Origin of the sequence: Candidatus Caccoplasma merdavium (assembly GCA_018715595.1) — a bacterium.
Taxonomy (GTDB): Bacteria; Bacteroidota; Bacteroidia; order Bacteroidales; family UBA11471; genus Caccoplasma; species Caccoplasma merdavium.
Genome location: DVLI01000012.1, coordinates 16637 through 41928, shown reverse-complemented (window position 1 = coordinate 41928; position 25292 = coordinate 16637). Strand labels below are relative to the sequence as shown.

The 25292-nt window shown below is 55.2% G+C and carries 22 protein-coding genes; 17 read left to right on the top strand and 5 right to left on the bottom strand.

Annotated elements, in window-relative coordinates; genetic code table 11:
* The first annotated feature begins 8 nt into the window (after positions 1-8).
* The 6 genes from hypE to IAD09_04040 are packed head-to-tail and all read left to right on the top strand — an operon-like array spanning position 9 to position 5461.
* The gene (gene hypE / locus IAD09_04065; protein HIT81398.1) at positions 9-1049 is read left to right on the top strand and encodes a hydrogenase expression/formation protein HypE; all 1041 of its coding nucleotides are present in this window, start codon (positions 9-11) and stop codon (positions 1047-1049) included.
* Positions 1050-1069: 20 nt separating this feature from the next.
* Complete coding sequence (locus IAD09_04060) at positions 1070-2272, top strand: hydrogenase small subunit (GenBank protein HIT81397.1); 1203 nt, start codon at positions 1070-1072, stop codon at positions 2270-2272.
* Between the two features lie 3 nt (positions 2273-2275).
* Positions 2276-3994: a nickel-dependent hydrogenase large subunit gene (locus tag IAD09_04055; protein ID HIT81396.1), complete on the top strand. Its 1719-nt coding sequence runs from the start codon at positions 2276-2278 to the stop codon at positions 3992-3994.
* Positions 3995-4018: 24 nt separating this feature from the next.
* Complete coding sequence (cybH, locus tag IAD09_04050) at positions 4019-4804, top strand: Ni/Fe-hydrogenase, b-type cytochrome subunit (protein ID HIT81395.1); 786 nt, start codon at positions 4019-4021, stop codon at positions 4802-4804.
* Positions 4801-5262 (top strand): hydrogenase maturation protease, encoded by a 462-nt coding sequence (locus IAD09_04045; protein HIT81394.1) that lies wholly within the window; start codon positions 4801-4803, stop codon positions 5260-5262. The genes cybH and IAD09_04045 overlap by 4 nt, the downstream gene beginning before the upstream one ends.
* 4 nt (positions 5263-5266) lie before the next feature.
* Complete coding sequence (locus IAD09_04040; protein HIT81393.1) at positions 5267-5461, top strand: hypothetical protein; 195 nt, start codon at positions 5267-5269, stop codon at positions 5459-5461.
* A gap of 119 nt (positions 5462-5580) precedes the next feature.
* Here IAD09_04040 and IAD09_04035 read toward each other — a convergent pair whose 3' ends face one another.
* Complete coding sequence (locus tag IAD09_04035) at positions 5581-5745, bottom strand: rubredoxin (GenBank protein HIT81392.1); 165 nt, start codon at positions 5743-5745, stop codon at positions 5581-5583.
* 160 nt (positions 5746-5905) lie between these two features.
* Between IAD09_04035 and IAD09_04030 the strand changes: the two genes are divergently transcribed.
* The 4 genes from IAD09_04030 to IAD09_04015 all read left to right on the top strand — a co-directional run bounded on the left by IAD09_04030 (position 5906) and on the right by IAD09_04015 (position 11817).
* The gene (locus IAD09_04030; protein HIT81391.1) at positions 5906-6814 is read left to right on the top strand and encodes a DUF3078 domain-containing protein; all 909 of its coding nucleotides are present in this window, start codon (positions 5906-5908) and stop codon (positions 6812-6814) included.
* A 408-nt stretch (positions 6815-7222) separates the two neighbouring features.
* A complete protein-coding gene (locus IAD09_04025; protein ID HIT81390.1) occupies positions 7223-7687 on the top strand; it encodes a DUF695 domain-containing protein in 465 nt (154 codons plus the stop codon).
* A 145-nt stretch (positions 7688-7832) separates the two neighbouring features.
* Complete coding sequence (locus IAD09_04020) at positions 7833-9776, top strand: beta galactosidase jelly roll domain-containing protein (protein ID HIT81389.1); 1944 nt, start codon at positions 7833-7835, stop codon at positions 9774-9776.
* A 7-nt stretch (positions 9777-9783) separates the two neighbouring features.
* Complete coding sequence (locus tag IAD09_04015; GenBank protein ID HIT81388.1) at positions 9784-11817, top strand: alpha-glucuronidase; 2034 nt, start codon at positions 9784-9786, stop codon at positions 11815-11817.
* A gap of 98 nt (positions 11818-11915) precedes the next feature.
* Here IAD09_04015 and IAD09_04010 read toward each other — a convergent pair whose 3' ends face one another.
* Positions 11916-13322 carry an exo-alpha-sialidase gene (locus tag IAD09_04010; GenBank protein ID HIT81387.1) on the bottom strand — a complete coding sequence of 469 codons (1407 nt, stop codon included), beginning with the start codon at positions 13320-13322 and terminating at the stop codon, positions 11916-11918.
* Between the two features lie 31 nt (positions 13323-13353).
* On the bottom strand, positions 13354-14871 hold the full coding sequence (locus IAD09_04005) for a rhamnogalacturonan acetylesterase (GenBank protein ID HIT81386.1): 1518 nt from the start codon (positions 14869-14871) through the stop codon (positions 13354-13356).
* Positions 14872-15300: 429 nt separating this feature from the next.
* On the opposite strand from IAD09_04005, the gene IAD09_04000 reads away from it, so the two are divergent.
* The 4 genes from IAD09_04000 (at position 15301) to IAD09_03985 (ending at position 19374) form a co-directional block, all read left to right on the top strand.
* Positions 15301-15813: a GNAT family N-acetyltransferase gene (locus IAD09_04000; protein HIT81385.1), complete on the top strand. Its 513-nt coding sequence runs from the start codon at positions 15301-15303 to the stop codon at positions 15811-15813.
* 145 nt (positions 15814-15958) lie between these two features.
* On the top strand, positions 15959-17413 hold the full coding sequence (locus IAD09_03995; protein ID HIT81384.1) for a lipopolysaccharide biosynthesis protein: 1455 nt from the start codon (positions 15959-15961) through the stop codon (positions 17411-17413).
* Positions 17414-17425: 12 nt separating this feature from the next.
* Positions 17426-18451, top strand: coding sequence for a glycosyltransferase (locus IAD09_03990; GenBank protein HIT81383.1), 1026 nt, complete (start codon positions 17426-17428; stop codon positions 18449-18451).
* Positions 18452-18465: 14 nt separating this feature from the next.
* Entirely contained in the window at positions 18466-19374 is a 909-nt protein-coding gene (locus IAD09_03985; GenBank protein ID HIT81382.1) for a LicD family protein, read from the top strand.
* Between the two features lie 143 nt (positions 19375-19517).
* Here IAD09_03985 and wecB read toward each other — a convergent pair whose 3' ends face one another.
* Together wecB and wecC are read right to left on the bottom strand one after the other, a co-directional pair.
* Positions 19518-20648, bottom strand: a complete 1131-nt coding sequence (wecB, locus tag IAD09_03980) for a UDP-N-acetylglucosamine 2-epimerase (non-hydrolyzing) (GenBank protein ID HIT81381.1) — start codon at positions 20646-20648, stop codon at positions 19518-19520.
* A 32-nt stretch (positions 20649-20680) separates the two neighbouring features.
* Positions 20681-21883 (bottom strand): UDP-N-acetyl-D-mannosamine dehydrogenase, encoded by a 1203-nt coding sequence (gene wecC, locus IAD09_03975; GenBank protein ID HIT81380.1) that lies wholly within the window; start codon positions 21881-21883, stop codon positions 20681-20683.
* Positions 21884-22068: 185 nt separating this feature from the next.
* Here wecC and IAD09_03970 point away from each other — a divergent pair, with 185 nt between their 5' ends.
* From IAD09_03970 to IAD09_03960, 3 genes are all read left to right on the top strand, one after another.
* The gene (locus IAD09_03970) at positions 22069-23340 is read left to right on the top strand and encodes a glycosyltransferase family 4 protein (GenBank protein ID HIT81379.1); all 1272 of its coding nucleotides are present in this window, start codon (positions 22069-22071) and stop codon (positions 23338-23340) included.
* Between the two features lie 70 nt (positions 23341-23410).
* Positions 23411-23953, top strand: a complete 543-nt coding sequence (locus IAD09_03965) for a DUF1599 domain-containing protein (GenBank protein ID HIT81378.1) — start codon at positions 23411-23413, stop codon at positions 23951-23953.
* Positions 23943-25292: a DoxX family protein gene (locus IAD09_03960; GenBank protein HIT81377.1), complete on the top strand. Its 1350-nt coding sequence runs from the start codon at positions 23943-23945 to the stop codon at positions 25290-25292. Before IAD09_03965 ends, IAD09_03960 begins: the two co-directional genes overlap by 11 nt.

Sequence of the window (25292 nt, the reverse complement as noted above, 5' to 3'; positions counted from 1 at the left end):
AAGATGTTATGAAAGAACTATCTTGTCCCCTGTCGTCGCAACGCTACCGCCACATCGTGGCGGCTCACGGGAGCGGCGGCAAACTGACCCAGGAGTTGCTCGACAGAATCATTTTTCCGGCCTTCGACAACCTGTTCCTGCAACAACGGCACGACGGAGCCATTCTTCCCGTCGGCAGCCGCAGGGTGGCTTTTACCAGCGATTCGTTTGTCGTGACCCCGCTCTTTTTCCCGGGCGGCAACATCGGACGTCTGGCCGTCAACGGCACCGTCAACGACCTGTTGTGTTGTGGAGCCAAGCCCCAATATCTCTCGGCCTGTTTCATCTTGGAAGAGGGATTCCGCCTCGACGATTTCGAAAAAATCGTCGGTGAAATGGCGGCTGCCGCCCACGAAGCCGGCGTGTATATCGTTACCGGCGACACCAAGGTGGTGGAACACGGCAAGGGCGATGGCGTGTATATCAACACCGCCGGCATCGGCACCTTCTATGGCGAACAGGAGTGGCTGCCCTGCCATGTGCGCAAAGGCGACGCCATCATCGTCACCGGCCCGCTCGGCGAACACGGCGTGTGCATACTCTCGACCCGGAACAACCTGGGGCTCGAAAGTCGCATCAAGAGCGACACGGCGGCCCTGACACCGGTCGTCGAATGCATGGTCTCGAACATCGACGACATACATGTCGTGCGAGACGCCACACGCGGCGGCTTGGGTGAAGTGCTGTGCGAGATTGCCGAGGCCGCGCGCTGCCGCATCGAAATCGAGGAAAAAGAAATCCCGGTGAGCGAAGCGGTCTCGTCCGCCTGTGAATTGCTGGGTCTCGACCCGCTCTTTGTTGCCAACGAGGGCGTACTGGTCATCATATTGCCCGGCAATGAAGCCGAGAGCGCCCTCCGTCTTATCCGCGACACGCGGCTCGGCCGGGAAGCCCGCATCATCGGTCGGGTCACCGAGGGACGGGCCGGCGAAGTGGTGATGCGCACCTGGCTCGGCACCCCCCGCAACATCTACCGGGCGAGCGGCGAACAACTGCCCCGCATTTGTTGAATATCTTCTTTTTTTACTGAATCGATATGGAAAGAAAAAGTTTGTATGATGAATTGAGGCGCAAGGGGTACACACGTCGGGAATTCCTCAAATTCTGCGGCATCATGAGCGCGCTACTGGGGTTGCAAACCAGTGGTATGGCACAAGTGGTAGATGCCCTGCAACGCAAACCCCGTAAACCGGTATTGTGGTATCACTTCCAGGAATGCACCTGTTGCAGCGAATCGTTCTTGCGGGCTTCTCACCCCCTCGTGAGCCAAATCCTCATGGAGATGATTTCGCTCGAATATAGCGACACCCTCATGGCCGCGGCAGGCGAACAGGCCGAGGCTCTGCGCGAAAAAGCCATGCGCGAGAACTACGGCAATTATGTGATGGTGGTCGAAGGAGCCATACCGCTCGGCAGCCCCGGCTATTGCACCATTGCCGGGCGCGATGCCCGCACGATATTCGAAGAAGGGGCGGCCGGTGCCGAGGCCATCATCGCCTGGGGCAACTGCGCCTCGTCGGGCTGCATACAACATGCCCACCCCAACCCGACGCACGCCGAATCCGTTGGGAAAATCTTCTCGGGCAAACCCATCATCAACGTGCAGGGTTGCCCTCCCATTGCCGACGTCATGGCCGGGGTCATCACCTACATGCTGACCTTTGACCGCCTGCCCGAACTCGACAACGCCGGACGTCCGAAAGTCTTTTACGGCCGACGCATACACGACACCTGCTACCGCCGGCCGGCTTACGACGCGGGACTGTTTGTGCAGTCGTTCGACGACGAAAACGCCCGCAAAGGATATTGCCTCTATTACATGGGTTGCAAAGGTCCCAACACCTTCAACTCCTGTGCCGTAATCAAGTGGAACGACAGCGTGAGTTACCCCATACAGTCGGGACACGGCTGCATAGGCTGCTCCGAAGCCAATTTCTGGGACTACGGCCCGCTTTACAGCCACATTCCCCATGTGCACGGCATCGGCATCGAAGCCACGGCCGACAAAATCGGAGCCGGCCTCAGCGCCGTGGCCATCGGGGGTATTCTGGCACATGCCGTGGCGACCAACATTCAGAAACGCAACCTGATAAAAAACCGCACCGACGACCTTTCGCTCAATCGGGAAGTACATCGGGAAAACAAGTCGGAACTCGACCGGGAGGAGAAAGAAATAGATGCGTCACTGGCCACGCTGGAAGACGACAAGAATGATAACCCTCAATCGTTATAAATCATGAGCAAACGAATCGTCGTAGACCCCGTCACCCGCATCGAGGGTCATCTGCGCATTGAAGCCGATATAGAGAATGGAATTGTCGAAGACGCGTTCAGCAGCGGCACCATGGTGCGCGGCATCGAAATCATCGTGCGCGACCGCGACCCGCGCGAAGCCTGGGCCTATGTGGGACGCGTATGCGGTGTGTGCACCTCGATACACTCGCTGTGTTCGGTGAGAGCCGTGGAGAACGCATTGGGAATCGTCGTCCCGCCCAACGCCGAAATGGTGCGCAACCTCATGCAGGGAGCCCTCTTCATGCACGACCATGTCGTGCACTTCTACCAGTTGCAAGCACTCGACTGGGTCGATGTGATGTCGGCCTTGAAGGCCGACCCGGGCAAAGCCTCGGAGATAGCCCAGTCGCTCTCGGCATGGCCCAAAAGTTCCCGGGGCTATTTCAGAGAGGTGCAACAAAAAATCGGGAAGTTCGTAAACGGCGGGCAACTGGGCATTTTCAGCAACGGTTACTGGGGTCACCCGGCCTACAAACTGCCGCCCGAAGTGAACCTCATCGCCGTGGCGCACTACCTCGAAGCACTCGACGTGCAAAAGGAGATTGTGAAAATACAGACCATCTTCGGCGGGAAAAATCCACACCCCAACTTCCTCGTGGGCGGCATGGCCTGCGCCGTAAACATCAACGACCCGAATGCCTTGAACCTCGAACGCCTGAGCCTGGTGGCCGAGATTATCGAGAAGAGCCGGGACTTCATACATGAAGTATATCTGCCCGACGTTATCGCCATTGCCTCCTACTATCCCGAGTGGACACGCATCGGAGGCGGATTGCGCAACTACATCTCTTATGGCGACTACCCGATGGGAAACTACGGTGAAACCAGCACCTACAAAAGTCCGCGCGGCATAGTCGTCGACCGCGACCTGTCGCACGTCGAAGAGTTCGACCCGACAGCCGACGACGGTCTGCAAGAGTTTGTCAACAACTCGTGGTACCGTTACAAAGAGGGCAAAGAGGCCGGCCTCCACCCTTCGGCGGGAGAAACCGTCCTCGACTACACGGGTCCCACCCCGCCCTACGCCCACCTCGACACCCGGGAACCATACAGCTGGATAAAAACACCCCGTTACAAGGGGCTCGCCATGGAAACAGGGCCGCTGGCCCGCGCCGTCATTGCCTATGCGGCGGGACAGGAAGACTACAAAGAACTCATCGACCGCAGCCTATCGCAACTGCACGTTCCCTTCGAGGCCATGTACTCGACCGTGGGACGCACCTTGGCCCGCGCCATCGAATCGGAACTGGTGGCTCACTGGATGGAAGAATTTTACATACGCCTGCTCACGCAAATCAAGAACGGCGACCAGCGCATGTTCAACAACATCTACTGGGAACCCGACTCCTGGCCGCAACAGGCAAACGGATTCGGACTGACCGAAGCTCCCCGGGGCTCCCTGGCTCACTACGTCGACATAGAAAACAAAAAGATAAAAAACTACCAGATGGTGGTGCCCACGACCTGGAACGCATCGCCTCGCGACGTGCGGGGACAGCGTTCGGCCTTCGAAGCCTCCCTGCTGGGAACTCCCGTCCACGACAGCGAGGCTCCGCTCGAAATCATACGCACGATACACTCGTTCGACCCCTGCATGGCCTGCTCGGTGCATCTCTATGACGAAGAGGGCAAACACATACACCAATTCGACACCATGTAATGTGCAACTAAAAAACGACCTGCAATGATTCGCAAAAAAGCCCATCTCACCGAAGTCTATGTGTGGCAACTCCCGGTGCGCATCTTCCACTGGGTAAACGCCCTGTGCATCGTGATACTGTGCATCACGGGCTACATCATCGGCGACCCGCCGGCCATCATGCACGCTACGCCCCCCATCGACAACTACTGGTTCGGCTGGGTGAGGCTGACGCATTTCATAGCCGCGGGAGTCTTCATCTTCAACTTCATCGTGCGCATATACTGGCTCTTTGCCGGGAACCGCTTCGCCCGATGGCCCAACTACATACCCCTCACCCGGAGACAATGGCGCAGCATCTTCGACACGATAAAGGTCGACATACTCCTCCTCTCTCCCAAACCGCTCTACGACATCGGGCACAACAGCCTGGCCGCCCTCACCTACTTGGGACTGTTTGTCGCCATGGCGGTGCAAATCGTCACCGGCGTGGCCATGTTTGCCGCCTCGTCCGATGCCTTTTATGCGCCATACTTTGAAAAGCTGCTCATCGCCACGGGAGGGTTCTTCCCGTGGCGCAACATACACCACATCTTCTTATGGGTGTTTGTGCTTTTCATGCTTGTGCATGTCTACCTGGTTTTCTATCACGACTACATCGAACGCAACGGCATCGCCTCCTCAATTATCGGCGGGTGGAAGTTTGCCGACAACCAACTGGTCGATGAGCTGGCAGCCGAAGAACGGAAAGAACGCGTCATCGCGACCAAGAAACTGAGAGCGCGCCAACTGATGCGGCAACAGCGTAAAGCCGAAAGGGTTGAATCATGAAAGAGATACTTGTCATGGGCGTGGGCAACCTCGTGTTGTGCGACGAGGGCGTCGGCATACATGCCGTCGATTCCTTGCAGAAAGAGAACCTCCCCCCGTGGGTCGACCTGCTCGACGGAGGTACCGGGGGCATCGCCCTCATCGGCCTCTTGCAAGAGTACAAGCGCGTGATTCTCATCGACGCCACGCTCGACGGGAATGCACCGGGGACGATAAGGCACATAAAACCCCATTATTCACAGGACTATCCGCCGCTACTGAGTGCCCATGAAATAGGGCTGAAAGAGATGATAGAGGCGATGATGGTGCAGGAACAGATACCCGACATCGACCTCATTGCCGTCTCTGTCGTAAACGTAAAAAAAATCGGGCTGCATCTGTCGCCCGATGTGGCACGGGCCATTCCGCTCATCGGAGAAAAGGTACGAGAATTGATAAACACTCACACAAAACACTGATACTATGGATAAAGACACGTCTATCTTCACCGACAACCGCCCCCGGAAAATTGTCCATGGGGTGTATCTTTCACACTACGACTACTCCAAAGTGCGGAGCGATTTCGTCACTGGGGGAGAATCAACGCCGACCTCCTTCAAAATAGAGTGCGAGAAGGCGGTGTTCGTGGCCCCTCGGCATGAAGAGAAAAACGAATGACAAATTCCATCGGCTCTTAAAACGGCATGGACGAGAAAAAATCTTGAAATCGTTCCAAAAGAAAAGTCTCCACTACTTGTAAGCAGCGGAGACTTTTATCCGTAAATCGAAAAAGCGGACTACTCGTCTACCTCTTCAAAATCATCTTTTCCTACCCCACAAAGCGGACATACCCAATCATCGGGAATATCTTCGAATGCGGTTCCGGGAGCAATACCCCCTTCGGGATCTCCGACGGCCGGGTCGTATATCCAATCACACACGCTGCATTTGTACTTTTTCATAAACAGTTGACTTTTAAAGTTAATAACACGACGACGGAATCGTCTTTATTTTATCTTCCATCAAGAAGTAAAACAAATATATCATCTTTTTGTTGAATTGCATAATATCGGGAAAATTATTTTACATATTTTTGCATCATAACCCCTTAAACAAAATACTATGAGACATTCGATTTTTCTGGTTGCATTGGTACTTCTTTCCGCAACCAGCATCTCTGCCCAGGAAAAGGCACCGTCACCGTGGACAAAAGCCGGCTTTGTGGGTCTTAAATTCACCCAGTCGAGCTTTACCAACTGGGCCGCCGGAGGCGAGAACGCCTTGGCTCTCGATGCCCAGTTTACTTACCAGGCCGACTACAAAAATGAAAAACATTTGTGGCAGAACCGGGTAGAACTCAACTACGGTTTCAACCAAACCGGCGATGCACCGCTGAAAAAGACCACCGATAAAATATACCTCAACTCCAACTACGGTTTCCAAATCGAGAAATCACTTTACCTGAGTGCATTCCTCACCTACCAATCGCAATTTTCCAACGGCTACCAGTATGGCAGCGACAACGAGCGCACGTTTGTCTCTCGCTTCATGGCGCCGGGATATGTCTCGGCCGGTCTCGGTATCACCTGGACACCGGCTCCTATCGTGTCGGCGGTATTCACCCCGGTCACTTGGAAAGGGACTTTCGTCCTCGATGACGCCCTCGCCCGACAAGGGGCCTTCGGTGTGGAAGAAGGGAAAAACGTACTCAACGAGATGGGCGCCAACCTCAAAGTAGAACTCAACTACGATGTCATGAAAAACGTCAATCTCTACTCCCGCCTCAACCTCTTCTCCGACTACATGCGCGGGAAAGAGGCCCGCAACATCGACGTATCGTGGGACGTGCAAATCAACATGACCATCAACAAATGGCTTTCGGCTTCGGTATCGACCAATCTCGTCTACGACAACGACATCAAATTTGCCTATGACAAGAAAGATGCCGACGGCAACATCATCGGCCATGGGAAATGCGCCAAAGTGCAATTCAAAGAAGTCCTCGCCATCGGTCTGCAATACAATTTCTAATATCCACAAAAGAAGAGGAGGCAACATATTGTCCTCCTCTTCTTGAATCAATGGCATTCGTTTCAGGGAATGAATATCCCTGGTTGTCTGATCTTCCACTCGTGACCCGAGTTTTCTTCTCCTTGCCTCTGCGCCCGCCTTTCACTATCTTTTCAGAAGACAGGACGCGGCTCGGCATAGTCCATGATGAAAACTTCGTTTTCTCCTTGCCTCTGCGCCCGCCTTTCACTATCTTTTCAGAAGACAGGACGCGGCTCGGCATAGTCAACGAGTGAAAACTTCGTTTTCTCCTTGCCTCTGCGCTCGCCTTTCGCTATCTTTGTCGGTGAGGGCTTGTACCGCGACGTGTACCGATGCTTCGGGTGCTACACGAGACGTCGGACGCCCCGACAAAAAAGAATCTTTGTTATGAAACTGACCGATAACTGGTTTACCACGGTGACCGAGAGCGACAACGGCGCCGTGATGTTCGTGAGCGGCCGCGATGAGATCGACGCCTTCATGGAATCGGGTAAATTGCGCGAGCGCGTGGAGATAACCTGGCCTTATGAGGCCGATGCACAAGGTATGCCCACCGAGGAAGAATCGATGCGCATGGAAGCTCCGCAAGAGACCCTGCGCAAAGCCATGGAGAAGGACAAACTGGCTATTCTCACCGGCATCTACACAGGCGACGGCACCCGCACCTGGGTTTTCTACACCCGCAATATCCCGGCTTTCGGCGAACGGCTCAATGAGGCTTTGGCTCCATTCGAACAACTGCCCATCACCATCTACACCGAGAAAGATGCCGAGTGGAACGAGTACCGCGAGATGCGTTCGCTCTGCGGCGATGCCTGCCGCGATGTCCTCTTCGACGACGAGGAAGAGTGACATGCCACAGCCTACCGTCAAGCGTGTCCGATGTTCCCTGGAATCCCGCGCCGCGAAGAGGCGACCCTTCGGGTGTGTATGGCGCCGAGTTACCCATGTCCGCCGGACATGGGAGATTCCTTTATTCCGGAAACTCATTTGTACCATGAAAAAACTGTTTCTTTTTGCGATACTCTCGCTCTTCTTTTGGACACACGACCCCGTCGATATGCAGGCACGGGTGCGGTTGCCGCAACACATCGCCTCGGGCATGGTATTGCAACGCGGGCAGCCGCTCACGTTGCACGGCCGGGGCGATGCGGGAGAGAATATCATCCTTACTTTCCGCGGGAAAAAATACCGTGCCACGACCGATGCGCAGGGTCTTTGGCAAATAACCCTCCCCGCCCAGAAACCCGGCGGTCCCTACACGATGCGTGTCAACGACACCACGCTCACCGATGTGTGGGTGGGTGACGTAATATTGTGTGCCGGACAGTCGAACATGGAACTGCCCGTATCGCGCGTCGTCGACCTCTTTGCCGAGGAGGTGTCAAATTACGAAAATGCCGCCATTCGCCAGTTGCGCATACCCACCACCTACACCTTTGAAGGGCCGCAAGACGACCTGCCGACCTGCCGCTGGGTGGCACTTACGCCCGAATCGGCGATGCACTTCTCGGCATTGGGCTATTTCCTGGCCCGCCAGCTCTATGAGCGTACGGGGGTGCCTGTGGGTATCATCAACAATGCGGTGGGGGGCTCCACGGTCGAGTCGTGGCTCGACGAAGCGTCGTTGCAGGATTATCCGTCGATGCGGAACACCCTCTATCTCAACCGCGACGAAGCCTATGTGCAGTCGGTGGTGAAGAGCGAACGTCTGCGGCGCCGCTTGTGGGTCGAGGCGCTCAACCGCGAAGACCCCGGCTGCGGTCGCTGGTCGGCCTGCGAGAGTGACGACAGCGACTGGACGCGTCGCTTGCCTTTTGACCCCTCGTGGGCGCGCGATGCCGACGGGCGTGTGCTGAACGGTTCGACCTGGTGGCGCCATCACTTCGACGCCTCGTCCATCGACACCGCGCAAGCCGCCCTCCTGCGGCTGGGGTGCCTGGTCGATGCCGACTCGGTCTTTGTCAACGGCCGTTTCGTGGGAACGACCTCTTACCAGTATCCTCCCCGCAAATATACCGTCCCGGCGGGTCTGCTGCGTCGCAACGGCGACAATGTGGTGTCGGTGCGCCTGCTCAGTTACAGCGGCACCCCGGCTTTTGTTCCCGACAAGCCCTACCGCATCGAGCAGGGCGAAAAGGCGATTCCGCTCGATGGGGAGTGGCTTTTCCGCCGCGGAGCCGTGATGCCCCCGCTACCGGGAGAGACCTTCTTTATGTGGCAGCCCACGGCTCTCTACAACAGCATGATGGCGCCGCTGGCTTCCTATGGCGTGCGTGCCGTGGTATGGTATCAGGGCGAGTCGAACACGGACGACACCCGGCGTTATGCCGAACTGCTGCCACTCCTTATCGGGAGGTGGCGCACCCTGCTCGGTAATGACGGGCTCCCGTTCATTGTGGTGCAACTGCCCGAATTCATGGCCGAGCGTTCCTATCCCACGGAGAGCGGTTGGGCTGCCATGCGCGAAGTGCAGCGCCGCATCTCCCTCGACCTTCCTGACGTGGGACTGGCCGTAACATTGGGCACCGGCGAATGGAACGACATTCACCCCCTCGACAAGAAAACCGTAGCCGACCGTGTGGCTCGCCAGCTCTTCCGCCTCGCCTATGGAGAAAACGTGACGACGGCTCCGATGGTCGAAGGAGCCTGTTGCCAAGGCGACACAATCGTGTTGCAATTCGACAACGGCGGTTCGCCGCTTTTCTATGAAGACAGCCTGCGAGGCTTCTCGGTGCAAGGAAAAGACGGCCGCCATGTGTGGGCACGCGTGCTTGCCGTCGGCGACGACACGGTGACACTGCTCTCACCGGTCGATAACCCTCGCCGTGTGCGTTATGCCTGGGCCGACAATCCCGGCAAACCGTTGCTGCGCAACAAGGAAGGGTTGCCTGCCTCGCCTTTTGAAATAGAGATTGATTCCGAAACACCGACTCCATAAAATGACAATGAAGAAAAATTTTGCATTCCTCTTCCTGATTGTTTGTCTTGCCTTTCCTCTTGCCGCCGAAGACGGGAGCCGTCTGTGGTTGCCGGCCTCTCCTGAGATGGCCGACGGGCTTTCGACACTCGACATCGCCCGTAGCGAAATGACGCTCCTGCCCGTGAAGCACTCCCTCGTGGCGACGGCCGGTGACCGTCGCCTGCGCCGGTATATTCCCAAGGCCGAGTTGCGAAGTCTCGGTGAAGAAGAATTTATCGTGCGCTCGGTCGACAGCCTGTGTGTGGTTGCCGGCGGGAGCGAACGCGCCGCGCTTTACGGGGTCTACCGTCTTCTGCGCGATTACGCTTCGGGACGTTGGGCGGCCTCGTATGATGTGCGCGAAAAACCTTCTTTCGAATTGCGCCTGCTCAACCACTGGGACAACCTCGACGGCAGTGTCGAGCGCGGATATGCCGGCCGTTCCATCTGGTGGGAGAGCGACACGTTGCGTCGTGCCCTGTACCGGGCCTATGCCCGGGCCAACGCCTCGGTGGGCATCAACGGCACGGTTCTCAACAATGTGAATGCCTCGCCCCAAGTGCTCGACTCGTCGCATCTTGCCAAGGTGCGGCAGATTGCCGACGTATTGCGCCCCTATGGCATGAAGGTCTATCTCTCCATCAATTTCTCGTCGCCGATGGCTCTCGGCGGACTTCCTACGGCCGACCCGCTCGACACCCGTGTCGCCGGCTGGTGGCGCGACAAGGTGGAGGAGATATATGCGTTGATTCCCGATTTCGGCGGGTTCCTGGTAAAGGCAAATTCCGAAGGGTTGCCGGGTCCGCAGGACTACGACCGCACCCATGCCGACGGCGCCAACATGCTGGCCGACGCGCTGGCTCCCCACGGCGGGGTGGTCATGTGGCGGGCATTTGTGTATAACCCCACCGAGGCCGACCGTGCGAAACAAGCCTACACCGAGTTCCTTCCGCTCGATTCCTCCTTCCGCGAGAACGTCATCATACAGGTCAAGAACGGCCCGGTCGATTTCCAGCCGTGCGAACCGTTCAGCCCCCTTTTCGGCGCCATGCGCCACACACCGGTCATGCCCGAATTTCAGATTACACAGGAGTATTTGGGCTTTTCCAATCACTTGGTTTTCCTTGCACCGCTCTATGAGGAGTGTCTCGACAGCGACACCTATGCGTGCGGACCCGGCTCGACGGTGGCACGCGTTACCGACGGTTCGGCATTCCCGCTCTCCCGCACGGCGATTGCCGGAGTCGCCAACATCGGTCTCGACACCAACTGGTGCGGCCATCATTTCGCCCAAGCCAACTGGTACGCCTTCGGTCGCTTGGCCTGGTGCGACACTCTCTCGTCCGAGACGATTGCCGAGGAGTGGCTACAACAGACCTTCTCGCACGACGACCGTTGTGTCGTCCCCCTGAAACGCGCCATGATGCTCTCACGCGAAGCCGCGGTCGATTACATGATGCCACTGGGCCTGCACCACCTTTTTGCCTTCGGCCACCATTACGGTCCCGAACCATGGGGTTACCGCGAAGGCATGCGCCCCGACTGGCTTCCCTCCTATTATCACCGGGCCGACAGCACGGGCATCGGCTTCGACCGCACGCAGGCGGGCAGCGATGCCGTCTCTCAATATGCCGAACCGTTGCGCTCCCGCTTCAACGACATCGGCCGTTGTCCCGAGTCGTTGTTGCTCTGGTTCCATCACGTCCCGTGGACACACGTCATGGCCTCGCAACGCACATTGTGGGACGAGCTTTGCCTCACCTACCAGCGGGGTGTCGACTCCGCCCGCGAACTGGCCGGTATCTGGCAGTCGGTCGCTTCATACATCGATGCCGAACGTTTTGCACATGTCGAGGCGCGTCTCCGTGTGCAGTTGCACGATGCCGTGTGGTGGAAAGATGCCTGTCTGCTCTATTTCCAGACCTTCTCCCGGTTGCCCTTCCCTGCCGGCGTGGAACCTCCGGTCTATACCCTCGACGAATTGAAACAGATAAAACTCGACATGAAACATCATAATTGATTTTCCTCAACTCTTGAATGTTACAAATTTCGAGCAGGGGAAAAAACAAAAACAGCGCAGAACGGTTCTGCGCTGTTTTTGTTCTATGAAAGCCGGCATTATTTGATGAGGACGGCGTGGGAAGTTACCTTTTGTACCGTCTTTACACGCACGACATACACCCCTTTGGCAAGAGCTGAGATGTCGTGTCGCGACACTTCTCCACAGGCTTCGAATCGAGCCACGCAATGCCCCGAAACGGCATATACCTCGATTTCCACAGGCGACGTCGAGGCAAGCCGTATGCAAAGTTCATGTCCCGAGAGGAAAACGCCCGCATCTTCGGTTGTCTCAGTTGCAATGCCGCCGCTCTCGTTGAGGGAAATAGACGACAACGGTACGCGTGTATATTGCACATCTTCTTTGTTCGTAGCGTATGCCACATATAAATAATCATTATATACCATCGACTTGGGATAGTGATACCCGGCCCGCTTGGCCGAGCCCTCATAACGTAGTGGGGGCATCTCGTCGTTGCTGCGCAGCAAGTAGGCGGTGTCGAACACATTCCCGTCTCTGCTCAGCGTGAGGACCAACGGAATGCGGGTTTTGTTGTTTACCGGATTGCCGGCAAAATAGGCTGTGCCATCGGGAAGATTCCCGGCACTTTGTTTGGTGCGGGCATCGGGAAAATCTGTCAGTACGGCATTGCTCCACGTTTCACCATTGTCGGTACTGGTGGCCGCCATTTTAAGGTAGGTGCTGTTCTGGTCGCGGAATATCATGACCAATGTACCGTCGGATTTCCAATATAGGCTCGGTTCCAATTCACGGGACTGTTCGCCTTTGTCGGTAAAAGAGAAGGCACCCTCTTTCCAGCCACTCACTCCCAGCGGGTCGTCGGTATAGATAGGCATCACTTTCAGGCCGGGCTGCTTGTGTGTCGCATTCACGATGCGGCCGTTGGGAAGCACATGAGGATCTTGTTCGAAGATACCTTCAATGCGTGAGCCATCGGCCATCGTAACATCAGCGGGAGCACTCCAATTTATCCCGTCGGTACTGGTTACATATCGGGTATATCCCCCTTTGGGGGTCAGATTATCGGGCCAGGTATTGATATAGGCCACCAGCGTGTCGGCCGTTGCGTGCCAACCTCCCGAGGAGCAGTAACCGTTCTCTATATCTTCGGCGAGAACCATGGGGGTGCTCCATGTTTTCCCTTCATCGAGACTGCGGCTGTATGCCACCCATGTATCGGCGGCATCTTCGTCGGTTTGTGAACTTTGCCACATGCAATACAAGGCACCTTTAAAGGCTATCATGACAACGCCATTGCTGAAATGGTCGGTTTCGTCGCCGGGAGCAAAGACCGTGACCGTTTCACTCCCGGGTGCCACGGAAAGTCCCAGCGTGTTACTGTTTGAGGCATCGAAAAGGTTTGCCGGGTGACTGAACGGAATGTTATCGGCCATACTCGCACTTGACAGACACACGAGAAACAATGCGATGACAATATTTTTCATATTTTAATCTTTTTGTCGTGAGCGAATCGTATTACTCAATTTCCATGCCTTCCAAAGTGAAGTCTTCGATGGTGAAGTGCAGCGAATCGGTCGCTTCGGTACTCCACGGGAAGATGCGCATGCCCAACCGCTCGCCCGGTTTGATGGTGACATTTACCGGAAGGACGATTTTTTGTGTCTCCTCTGTTGCCCGTTGGTTTTCACCCAGGTCGGTTCTCGGATAGAAATCTCCTCCTTTCGAGACGGCAGCACGGTAGGCCACTTTGCCTGAGAGCGTGAAGGTGATTTGACGGACGATAAAACTTTTTTTCAGACCTTTGACAAAGAACTCGACATAGCGGCTGCCCGACTCATCGATGTCGGCCGGCCACTCTCCTTTCTCGATGGTGATGCCCAACGAGTCTTGCTGCAACCCTTTCAACGCATATTTTTTGACTCGTATTGTTTTGGGGGTCTCCTTACTGATAGCCTTGCATTCGGCCGTGACGGGAATCGTGCGTTTTATTTTTCCGCAGGTAATGGTCACACAGTCGTTCACGTTCCCCGCCTGCGTCGGGTTGAAATAGAGATAGAAACACTGATTCCACAATTTCCCGTCGCTGTATGGCAGAACGATTTTCTTGTTCTTGGGAGCTTCGGGGCTGGCCGCGATGGTCATGCCTTGGGGCGCCGTTATCGTCACTTCACTTTCCGATGCCGGGAGCGACAGTCCGACGAAATCGAAACAGATGCGGGATTCATCGCCCACATAGAGTGAGCCGAAGTCGATGGCCTCAGGATTCAGAACGATAGGCGTCTCGGGACGTACCTGGCGTTTGAGAATACCTTGCTTCTTCAAGTCGGCCGCCACCATCCGGGCATAGAGGGCGGCACCGGTAGCCTGGGTATGGGTGCCGTCGGTGGGGACATAAATGAGGGCGGTGGTCTTTTCTGCGCCCAACTTCTCGATGAAGGCTTTTGTCATGGCCGTATGGTCGATGAGGGGAACCTGTTTCTCGGCAGCCACCCGTTTCATCACGAAGACATAGTCGAGGGTCGAGTCGGCCGGCGACGCGCCCAGGTTGTGACACCCTTTGGCACTTATCGTACCCTCACCGGTAAAATAACGACGCACGATGGGCGTGACCAGTATGGGAATGCCGCCCAGTTCGCGGGTCTCGTCGACATACCGTTCGAGATTGGCTTTGTAGTGCCCCCACGGGTCGGTACCGCGGCCGTCGTCGCTGTATGTGCCGCCCCCCTTCTCGTCGTTGTGGGCAAACTGTATCAGCACATAATCGCCTTTCTGAATATTGGCCTTGACCTTGTCCCACAAGCCTTCGTTGATAAACGAGCGGGTACTGCGTCCGCCACGGGCGTAGTTGATGACTTCGACATCATCGGTAAAAAATTCCTGGAACATCTCACCCCAGCCACGGGTGCGAGTCGTGTTCTCGGCATAGTCGGCCATGGTCGAGTCGCCGATGGTGTGCACGCGAACTTTCTTTTTGGCCTCTGCCGGCAAGAACAGGCAGAGCAGGGCCAATGCAATGAACAGAGTCTTTTTCATGTCAGAGAATATTGAAAGATTGAAAAATTATTCATGTATTTAAAGCCACGACGTTTTGTGTGATTTGTCCGGCACAATGGGCAAAGACAGGGAAAAGCGAGTGCAGGAACAAACAGGGATTGCTTTGTTTTCCCGTTTGATTCTGCCGGGCCGAATCCTATCTTCTACAAAGATACAAAAAGAAGGCCGCAGCGGCAAGGATAAAACGAAGTTTTCGCCATCGGCCCCGGCCGAGCCGCAATCCGTCCTCGGCTGAGCCATGAAAGGGAAGCTCAAAAAACGGGACATGGTTGAGCCTTTGCACCAAAGCACGACCGGTTCACGGCAAAGCAGATAAATGACATCGAGCCACGCACACGCTTTCTTTTCGGGCAGTTTCGACCCGGGTATGGTTTCCTTTCACTACTTTTGCAGAAACACGAAACGAAGATGTTGCAGATAAGGAAAGCCGAAGAAAAAGATGTCGATGTCTTGTTGCGGATATTCGACCGGGCCCGTGCGTATATGAGGGACACGGGAAATCCCACGCAGTGGCGCGAAGGGTATCCATCGGAGAGCTCTTTGCGGAAGGATATGGCAGAGGGCAACTGCTATTGCGTCGTCGACCCTGCGGGACGGGTGGTCGGCACCTTTGCCTTGGTGTCGGGCGAAGACCCCAACTATCAGAAGATGTATGCGGGTTCCTGGCTCAACGACCGCCCCTACGCCACCATACACCGACTGGCCGCCGACGGCTCTTGCCGGGGTGTCGCCGATGCCTGTTTCTCCTGGGTCATATCCCGATGCGACAATCTCAGAGCCGACACTCATGCCGACAACAAAATCCTGCAACATATTCTTGGAAAATACGGGTTTGTCTATTGCGGCATCGTGCATGTCGCCAACGGGACCGAACGGCTGGCCTACCAGCGAACCGCCGAAGCACCGCTTTCCGACGAATAGTCCGAGGCTTCGGCCATGAGAGGCAGAAAATCTTTGCCCGGGTTTTGAATTGTAGGCAAATAGCCGTATCTTTGAACTCCGTAACGAGCGGGTGTCGCGGAGGCTTGTGCAAGCACAGCGTTCCGATGTCCGCGGTGGGAAAAACATGGAAGAAACCTCACTCAAAGAGAAAACCGCAAAAGGCCTGTTCTGGGGTGGGTTCAGCAACGGCATGCAGCAGTTGTTGAATCTGCTTTTCGGCATATTCCTGGCCCGCCTGCTCAGCCCGGCCGACTACGGTATGGTGGGAATGCTTACCATCTTCACGCTCATTGCCAGTTCGTTGCAAGAGAGCGGTTTCATCTCGGCGATTGCCAACAAGAAGAGTGTCACGGCAAACGATTACAATGCCGTATTCTGGTTCAGCCTGTCGGTATCGGTGACGGTCTACATACTGCTCTTTTTCCTGGCTCCGTACATCGCCCGCTTTTACAACGAGCCCGAATTGGTGCCGTTGTCGCGGTTCCTTTTTCTCGGCTTTATCCTGTCGAGTACGACGACGGCCCACTGTGCCTATATGTTTCGCAACCTCATGGTCAAGAAAAAAACCGTGGCACAACTATCGGCTTTGGTGGTCTCGGGCACCGTGGGGGTCACGGCGGCATGGCAGGGCATGGCCTATTGGGGCATAGCATTGCAGAGCATTACCTACATCGTGGTGTCGTCGGGTTGTTACTGGTGGCTCACGCCGTGGCGACCCTCGTTCCACATCGACTTCACCCCCATCAGGGAGATGTTCGGTTTCAGCAGCCGCGTATTGGCCACCAACATATTCCTTCACATCAACAACAATCTTTTCTCGGTGCTGTTGGGCCGGCTCTTTTCGGTGCAACAGGTAGGATATTACACCCAGGCGGCCAAGTGGAACATGATGGGTTACAACACCATCAACGGCATGATTACCGGTGTGGCGCAACCCGTCCTTGCGCAAGTCTCCGACGACAAGACCCGTCAGTTGGCCGTCTTTCGCAAGATGCTGCGGTTTACCTCGTTCCTGTCTTTTCCCCTCATGCTGGGGCTGGCCTTCATTGCCCGGGAACTCATCGTCGTGTGCGTGACCGAGAAATGGCTTCCCAGTGTACCCATGATGCAAATGCTTTGCGTGTGGGGTGCATTCGTCCCGGTGCAGGGACTCTTTTCAAACCTTATCATCAGTAGCGGGAAATCGCGCATCTACATGTGGAATACCATCGTGCTGTGCCTGCTGCAAATGTCCGTGCTGATAGCCACGGCTCCCTTGGGCATCAAAAACATGATTATCGCGTTTGTCGTGCTCAACGTCGCGTGGCTGGGTGTGTGGTATCTCTTTGCCCGCCGGCAGCTTGCCCTGCGCTTCGCCGACATGCTTCGGGATATTCTCCCTTTTGCCTTTGCCGCGGGGGTCGTGATGGTCGTGGCCCATTATGTGACATGCGGCATCGACAACATCTATTTGCTGCTCGGAGCCAAGGTGGTGACGGCCGCATTGCTCTATCTGGCCGTGATGTGGACAGGCGGAGCGAAGGTTTTGAAGGAGAGCATCGGATTTATAAAGCAGCGTTTTTTGCGGAACCCATCATAATCACATCCTGCCATGGAGAAGAAAACTGTGTCGATAGTCATGTGCACTTGTAACGGGGAGTCGTTCATACGCGAACAACTCGACTCCATCATGGCACAAACCTATCCCGCGAATGAGATTATCATACAAGATGATGCATCGACCGACCGCACCTATGACATCGTGTGCGAATATGCCCGCCGCTATCCGCAAATACACCCCCGGCAAAACAAAACGCGCAAAGGGGTAAATGGAAATTTCTTCGATGCCCTCTCCCAGGCCACGGGCGATTGCATCGCCATTGCCGACCAAGACGACATTTGGGAGCCCTGCAAAATCGAACGGCAGGTGCAGACCATCGGCGACAAACTCATGTGTGCCAGTTTCTCCCGGCCTTTTTACGACAGCGACACCCCCGTGGCATTCGATGACCGCGTACCCAACTGCAACCTCCTGCGCATGATTTTTGTCGGCATTTTTCCCGGTCATTCCACCCTCTTCTCCCGGCGGTTGTTGACCCTCATGCCCGACCCGGCACCCCTTGCCGTCTATCGCTGTTACGACATGATATTGGCCCTCACCGCAGCCGCCTTCGACAGCATTGTGTTCCTCCCCGAAGTCCTTTCGTGGCATCGCCGCCATACTTCGGCCTACACCTATATCGTGCCCACCAGCAACAGCCGGAAGGCGGGAAACATATTCCGATGGGTACGACGCACCTGGCTGTTGCATAAAGAGGTAAGGGAGGGTATCGACCAACGTCTCATGGCGGCCGGGGTGTTCCTCGCCCGGGTCGAGTCGGACAAGCCGGTTCTCAAACAGGCCCGGCACATGATACGCCTCTATACGAGCCATTCCCGCCTCGATTTCCTCCGGCTGCAATTTTTCTGCATGAAAAACTATCCGTTGCTGATATACAGCTTTTCGGGTCGACGCACCTGTGCCGGTTACCTCCGCGGGTTCTATTTTCCCATTTCTTGCAGCGATTATTTCCGGTTCCTGGCTTCCACGCCGCAACATGCCACAGGGTCGGAAGAGGAAGCGGTCACCCACAAATAAATCCTATCCTATCTATGCCCAAACACTATTCTTCTCAGGAATTGGAAAAGTTGCACGAGGTCTTGTATGAGATACTGGCCGAGGTCGTTCGGGTCTGCACCAAACATGACATACCTTATTTCGTCATAGGCGGGACGGCCATCGGTGCGCTTTACGACAAGGCGATACTACCGTGGGACGACGACATCGACATCGGCATGAAACGCGACGATTATGAACGTTTCTTGCAGATTGCCCCCCGAGAGTTAGGCCAGGATTATTTCCTTTCCTGGTTGGGAACCGACCCTCGAACACCTTACCACTTTACCAAGGTGAAGAAAAACAACACGCTTTTTGTCGAAGAAAACTACAAGTCGCTCCCCATGCACCAGGGTATCTTTGTGGACATATTCCCCTTTGATCGCATACCCGATAATAAATTGCTCAGGCGTATACAATTCGAAGCGGTCAATTTCCTGAAATGTTGCCTTATCGGCAAAGAAATATGGCAGTGGAAACATTGCGGTACCTGTCAGATAGCGGCTCCGTCAAACCGAGGTGTGATACCTTGTTGCCTCAATAAGATTGTGGATATGCTTTTCACAAAGAAAGCCATTTATAAAATGATGCGGTTTGCCTCCACATGTTTCAATTCCCGCCGCACGGCATATTACAATCATGTCATAACGAAAACCGACCACATCTCATGCCACGACATAGACGACCTCGAGACGATACCTTTCGGCCCGCTGTCGCTTAAAGCCCCGGTTCGCCTCGAAGCCTTCTTGCGATATAATTATCCCACCCTGCATCGTTACACCGATGAAGAAGAGGACAAACGTGTCAATCATTACCCTACCGTATTGTCGTTTGACGCGCGGAAAGATGGTCTCGACGCATGGCCCTGCGGAAATCCGTCGGCTGCCCAACACGAAAAAAGGTAGCACAAGCTACCTTTTCCGTTGTTTCTGTTCTCAGGAGATTTCTCCGATTTCTTTCCGCTTGCTCCACGTTGAACCGACAAGTGGCGTTTGCCCCTTTTTTCGATTGGTATATCCCTGCCCCCGGTTTGGCCACGGGCATCTTCCTATTTGCGCAAGGCATCGACAATCCGTTCGCACGCGTGGCCGTCGCCATAGGGATTGTAACTCTCCGACATTTTGCGGTAGACCTCGGGGTCGTGCAGCAGTTCTTGCACATTCCCCACGATGGCTGCGACATCGGTTCCCACCAGTCTCACGGTTCCGGCCTCGACAGCCTCGGGACGTTCGGTCGTTTCCCGCATGACGAGCACGGGCTTCCCCAAGGAAGGGGCCTCTTCCTGCACGCCGCCGCTGTCGGTCAACAGCAGCGTCGAATGCTGCATGGCATAGACAAAGGGCAGGTAATCGAGCGGTTTAACAAGATAGATGTTGGGTGTGCCCGACAATAATTCATAAACGGGTTTTTGCACGTTCGGATTGAGGTGTACCGGATAGACAATATCCATCTCGGGGTGTTCTTCGGCGATTTGGCGAATGGCCTTGCATATATTCAAGAACCCCTCACCGAAGTTTTCACGGCGGTGTCCCGTCACCAAGATGTAGGGTCTGTTGCCCATGGCATACCCCTTGTCTCGCAACTCGTCTTCGATAGCGGTTTTGATCTGGGGTTTCTTCTCGATGATGTCCACGGCCATCAGCAGGGCATCGATGACCGTGTTGCCGGTGACATGGATTTTCGTGGCGTCTACATTTTCACGCAAAAGATTTTGGCGAGATTTCTCGGTCGGGGCGAAATAGTAAGTGCACATGCGGTCGGTCACCTGCCGGTTCATCTCCTCGGGCCATGGCGAGAGCATGTTGTAAGTGCGCAGACCGGCCTCGACATGTCCCACAGGAATCTGCCGATAGAATGCGGCCAGTGCGGCCGCCATGGAAGTGGTGGTGTCGCCGTGCACCAGCACGATGTCGGGTGCGAAATCGTCGAGTACGTCGCGCAGCCCGACAAGGACACGGGAGGTTATGTCGTAAAGGTCCTGGTTGGGCGCCATGATGTTGAGGTCATACTCGGGAACGATGTCGAACACCTCCAAGACCTGATCGAGCATCTGGCGATGTTGGGCGGTGACACATATTTTGGTCTCGAAATGTTCGGAATCTTTTTGCAAGGCTTTGACCAGCGGTGCCATCTTGATGGCCTCGGGGCGGGTTCCGAATACGAGCAGAATTTTCTTCATAGTGATCTTTCTATCCTGTTGCAGACGAAAAATTATTTTCTAATGCCGCAAAAGTCCAACTCTATCTTCTTGGCATCTCTGGCCAGGCTCAGGAAGGGCGTGTGGCGCACGAGCCAGACGATGATGTCGGCTTTGGCATAGGCTTCGTTAAGGTCGGTCAGGTTAAAACTCGGGTGCGATGATATGTTGGGTTCCACAATCAACACGTCGGCTCGTGATTCGGTAATAATTCTCGACGCGATATATTTTGCAGGCGACTCCCTGAGGTCGTCGATGTCGGGCTTGAAGGCCAGACCCATGCAGGCGATGACGGGTTCACGGCCGTTTGCCTCCACGAAGTCGCGGCATGTTTCGAGCACCTTGTTGGCACACCAGTCGGCTTTGTAGTCGTTGGTTTCACGGGCCCGTTTGATGAATTGGGCCTGTTCGGGATAATCCGACACGATAAACCACGGGTCTACCGCTATGCAATGCCCCCCCACGCCGCAACCGGGTTGCAGGATATTCACGCGCGGGTGCTTGTTGGCCAATTCTATGAGTTCCCATACGTTGATGCCGGCCTTGTCGCAAATGATCGAGAGTTCGTTGGCAAAGGCGATTTGCGAGTCGCGCGAAGAGTTCTCGGTGAGTTTGCACATTTCGGCCGTACGGGCATTGGTGCGATGCAGGGTGCCTTGCACGAACGCCGAATAAAACTCGATGGCTTTCTCGGTCGACTCGGGATTGATGCCGCCAATGACACGGTCGTTGTGAACCAGCTCATAGAGCGTGTTTCCCGGCAATACCCGTTCGGGGCAATAGGCGATATAGATTTTCCCTTTCAGCTCGGGACGCAGGCGATAAATCAAGTCGGCCATGCGTTCCGTGGTGAAAACGGGCGAGGTCGATTCGATGACGAAGAGGTTTCCCGGTTGCAAATAGGGCACGACCGAGCGTGTCGCAGCCTCGACATAGGTAATGTCGGCCCGGTGGTTTTGCTTGAAGGGGGTGGGGACAACGATGAAAAAAGCATCAGCCGGTTCGGGTTGGATTACGGCGCGTAAATGACCGTTGAGGACCGACTCCTTCACCACTTTGTCAAGATCGGGCTCCACGATATGCACTTTCCCTTGGTTGACGGTCTCGACAACCGACGGGTTGACATCTACTCCCACCACCTCATAGCCGTGATGAGCCGCTATGGCCGCGGTGGGCAAACCGATATATCCTAATCCTAAAAAAATGACTTTCTTCATTTTGATATTCAATGACTCTGTTGTATAGTGTGCGGGGTTGGGAACGCCTTACCCTTATCAAGAACGAGTACGCACGGATGTGCCTTTCCCATAAAGCGGTGCAAAATTAAAAATAAAATATGACTTTGCCTCTTTTTATGATCAAAAAAAAGGTATTTTTGCTGTATAAAAAAACGGTTAAGAGTATGAGAGTGCTGTTAGTCAATACCTCAGAACGAACGGGCGGGGCGGCTGTCGCTGCCGGACGCCTGATGGAAGCCCTTCGCAAGCAGGGTATCGATGTGCAGATGGTCGTGCGCGACAGGGAGTCGGCCGCCCCCGGCGTGGTGGCTGTCGGCAACCGCAGCCTCATGCGTTGGCGTTTCTTGTGGGAACGCATCGTCGTGTGGGTGGCCAACCGCCTCAGACGGCATCAATTATTTGCCGTCGATGCCGCCTATGCAGGAACCGACATTACCCATACGGAAGCCTTCGAAGAGGCCGACATCGTCCACCTGCATTGGGTCAATCAGGGCTTTCTGTCGCTCGGAGACATACGTCGCATTCTCGACTCGGGCAAACCGGTCGTGTGGACGCTCCACGACCTTTGGCCCTGCACCGGCATTTGCCACTATCCGGGGGAGTGCTCCCGTTTTCGCTCCCAATGCCACAACTGCCCCCTGTTATGGAACGGGGGAAGCCGGCACGACCTGTCGTGGCGCGCTTTCCGGCGCAAGGAACGCACCTATCGCGGTCGCACCTTGCACCTGGTCTCGTGCAGCCGCTGGTTGGGCGAGATGGCCCGCAGCAGCGCCCTCTGCCGCGACATGCCGGTAACGAGCATACCCAACCCCATCGACATTTCGCTCTTTGCTCCTGCCGACAAGATCGAGGCACGCCGGCGGTGCGGATTCCCGCTCGACAAAAAACTGCTCCTTTTCGGTTCGGTAAAAGTATCGGACAAACGCAAAGGATTTGACTACCTGGCAGAGTCGCTCCATATCATTCTCAAAAAAAATCCGCATCTGAAAGAGACTTTGGCCGTCGTGGTGATGGGGCGTTGCACCCGGGAGCTCGAAGAGAAGTTGCCCGTTCGGGTCTACTCCACCGGGTATGTCGAGGAGGCGGCCCGCATGGCGGAGATTTACAATGCCGCCGACCTTTTCGTTATTCCCTCGCTCGAAGACAATTTACCCAACACCGTCATGGAGGCCATGGCTTGCGGTACCCCCTGCGTAGGGTTCGACACCGGAGGCATACCCGAGATGATAGACCACGGCCGCAACGGATATGTCGCCCGACACAAGTCGGCCGAGGATTTTGCCCGGGGCATCATCGCCCTCCTCCAAGAGGCCGATTACCCCGCTTATGCCCTTGCCGCCCGGAAAAAAGTCGTCACGACCTACGCCCCCGATGTGGTGGCCGCCCGTTACATCGCCTTATACCGGGAAGAAATGGAAAAGTGCAAAAACCGATAAAATCAATGTCGGCATAGATTTCCCCGTTTCACTTATTATACTTACCTTTGCGCGAGAAAAAGAATCGCTTATGTCCGACACCGTTGCACAATTTGAGAACGTCATATCTATCTGCCGGGACCTCTTCGCCCGCAAACTCGAAGATTATGGCGCTTCTTGGCGCATCATGCGTCCTTCGTCTCTGACCGACCAGATATATATCAAAGCCAAACGCATACGAAGCATCGAAGAAAAAGGTTCGTCGATGATAGATGAAGGCATTCGTTCCGAAATCATCGGCATTGTCAATTACGGCATCATCGCCCTCATACAACTCGAAATGGGCTATGCCGACCAAGTCGACATAACCAATGAAAAAGCGCTCGAACTCTATGACAAATACATGACGGTTACCAAAAATCTCATGTATGCCAAAAATCACGACTATGACGAGGCTTGGAGGGGCATGCGGTCTTCTTCCTATACCGACTTGATTCTCATGAAAATATGCCGTACCAAGCAAATCGAGAACCATGAAGGTGTCACGAAGGTATCGGAAGGAATCGATGCCAATTACATGGACATGATCAACTATTCGCTTTTTGGCTTGATAAAAATCGAGTATGGAGAGTAAAAAGGCATACCCCCTGTGGCGGCGCAAAGTCGCGCCATTGCTTGTCGTCCTGGCCCGTTTGGTGGCCGGTGCGACATTTGCATTCTCGGGGTTTGTCAAGACGGTCGACCCGGCCGGCATGTCGTTGAAGATACGCGAATATCTCTCGGCTTTCGGCATCGACTTCATGATGCCCATCACCTTTTTCCTGGCCGTATGCCTGGGGGTCTATGAGATGATATTGGGCGTCAGCCTGCTCTTTGGCTCCTATCGGCGGGTCTCATCGGTGATGCTGTTTCTCACGATGCTTGTCATGACACCGCTGACGCTCTACCTGGCATTGGCCGACCCCATCAGCGACTGCGGCTGCTTCGGCGAGGCTCTCTATCTCACCCATTGGCAATCGTTTGCCAAGAACGTCGTACTCCTGCTCATATCCATCTTCCTGGTGTGGGGCAACCGCAAGGTGAAAAGCATCTATCACAAGGAGATACAATCGCTCACGCTCTACTTTGTGCTCTTCTTTGCCGTGGGGCTTTCGCTGCATGCCTATTACAACCAGCCGATATTCGATTTCCGTCCCTACAAAGTAGGAACCGACATCAGCCGGGCCATCTCGTCCGAAGCCTTCGACCAGACACGTTATCTCTATCGCAACGGCGACCGCGAAGAACTCTTTACCGTCGATGAGCTGCCCACCGATACCACCTGGCATTTTGTGGCACGCATCGAAGAGAAGATGCCGACACAGCAAGATATTACCAACTTCGTCATCTACGATGGCGAAGACGACATCACCGACGCCATACTCTCCGACCCCGGCTACACCTTCCTCATCATGTCGCCGTCGCTGGCCTTTGCCGAGAGCGGTGTCATCGACAAGCTCGACGAGCTCTACGATTACACCCGCGAGTACCACTACAACCTCTATTGCCTCACCGCTTCCACCCCCGAAGAAATTGCCGAGTGGCAAGACAACACGGGCGCCGATTATCCCATATATTCGATGGACGCTTCGACCATACAGACGATTGTACGCGGCAATCCCGGCATCGTGCTCCTCCACGACGGAGTCATCGTGCAGAAAGTACGCCCCTCCCGCCTCCCCGAAGAGGTCGAGTTGAACGCGCCCATCGACGAACTCCCCTTCGGGCAACTCACGCCATACAACCCCATGCGGCCGTTGCTCACGGTACTGATTATCTTTTTCGTGCCGATGCTGCTACTGCTGCTCACCTCGAAGACGGTCGAGGCATACGTCGTGCAGGCCCGCGTCAGGCGTTTGGCCCGTCTGCGCAAAATGAGAGAAAACCTGATGGAGAAAACCCATAAAAACATCGAAAAGAACCCAAATAAATAA

What these genes read in the sequence shown, in the direction of transcription:
- IAD09_04030 (HIT81391.1), top strand. Translation starts at nt 5,906, where the DNA reads ATGAGACATTCGATTTTTCTGGTTGCATTGGTACTTCTTTCCGCAACC.
- IAD09_03965 (HIT81378.1), top strand. Translation starts at nt 23,411, where the DNA reads ATGTCCGACACCGTTGCACAATTTGAGAACGTCATATCTATCTGCCGG.
- IAD09_04020 (HIT81389.1), top strand. Translation starts at nt 7,833, where the DNA reads ATGAAAAAACTGTTTCTTTTTGCGATACTCTCGCTCTTCTTTTGGACA.
- IAD09_03990 (HIT81383.1), top strand. Translation starts at nt 17,426, where the DNA reads ATGGAGAAGAAAACTGTGTCGATAGTCATGTGCACTTGTAACGGGGAG.
- IAD09_04045 (HIT81394.1), top strand. Translation starts at nt 4,801, where the DNA reads ATGAAAGAGATACTTGTCATGGGCGTGGGCAACCTCGTGTTGTGCGAC.
- IAD09_04010 (HIT81387.1), bottom strand. Translation starts at nt 13,322, where the DNA reads ATGAAAAATATTGTCATCGCATTGTTTCTCGTGTGTCTGTCAAGTGCG.
- IAD09_04025 (HIT81390.1), top strand. Translation starts at nt 7,223, where the DNA reads ATGAAACTGACCGATAACTGGTTTACCACGGTGACCGAGAGCGACAAC.
- IAD09_04005 (HIT81386.1), bottom strand. Translation starts at nt 14,871, where the DNA reads ATGAAAAAGACTCTGTTCATTGCATTGGCCCTGCTCTGCCTGTTCTTG.
- hypE (HIT81398.1), top strand. Translation starts at nt 9, where the DNA reads ATGAAAGAACTATCTTGTCCCCTGTCGTCGCAACGCTACCGCCACATC.
- IAD09_03960 (HIT81377.1), top strand. Translation starts at nt 23,943, where the DNA reads ATGGAGAGTAAAAAGGCATACCCCCTGTGGCGGCGCAAAGTCGCGCCA.
- IAD09_04040 (HIT81393.1), top strand. Translation starts at nt 5,267, where the DNA reads ATGGATAAAGACACGTCTATCTTCACCGACAACCGCCCCCGGAAAATT.
- cybH (HIT81395.1), top strand. Translation starts at nt 4,019, where the DNA reads ATGATTCGCAAAAAAGCCCATCTCACCGAAGTCTATGTGTGGCAACTC.
- IAD09_03995 (HIT81384.1), top strand. Translation starts at nt 15,959, where the DNA reads ATGGAAGAAACCTCACTCAAAGAGAAAACCGCAAAAGGCCTGTTCTGG.
- IAD09_03970 (HIT81379.1), top strand. Translation starts at nt 22,069, where the DNA reads ATGAGAGTGCTGTTAGTCAATACCTCAGAACGAACGGGCGGGGCGGCT.
- wecB (HIT81381.1), bottom strand. Translation starts at nt 20,648, where the DNA reads ATGAAGAAAATTCTGCTCGTATTCGGAACCCGCCCCGAGGCCATCAAG.
- IAD09_04035 (HIT81392.1), bottom strand. Translation starts at nt 5,745, where the DNA reads ATGAAAAAGTACAAATGCAGCGTGTGTGATTGGATATACGACCCGGCC.
- wecC (HIT81380.1), bottom strand. Translation starts at nt 21,883, where the DNA reads ATGAAGAAAGTCATTTTTTTAGGATTAGGATATATCGGTTTGCCCACC.
- IAD09_04000 (HIT81385.1), top strand. Translation starts at nt 15,301, where the DNA reads ATGTTGCAGATAAGGAAAGCCGAAGAAAAAGATGTCGATGTCTTGTTG.
- IAD09_04015 (HIT81388.1), top strand. Translation starts at nt 9,784, where the DNA reads ATGAAGAAAAATTTTGCATTCCTCTTCCTGATTGTTTGTCTTGCCTTT.
- IAD09_03985 (HIT81382.1), top strand. Translation starts at nt 18,466, where the DNA reads ATGCCCAAACACTATTCTTCTCAGGAATTGGAAAAGTTGCACGAGGTC.
- IAD09_04055 (HIT81396.1), top strand. Translation starts at nt 2,276, where the DNA reads ATGAGCAAACGAATCGTCGTAGACCCCGTCACCCGCATCGAGGGTCAT.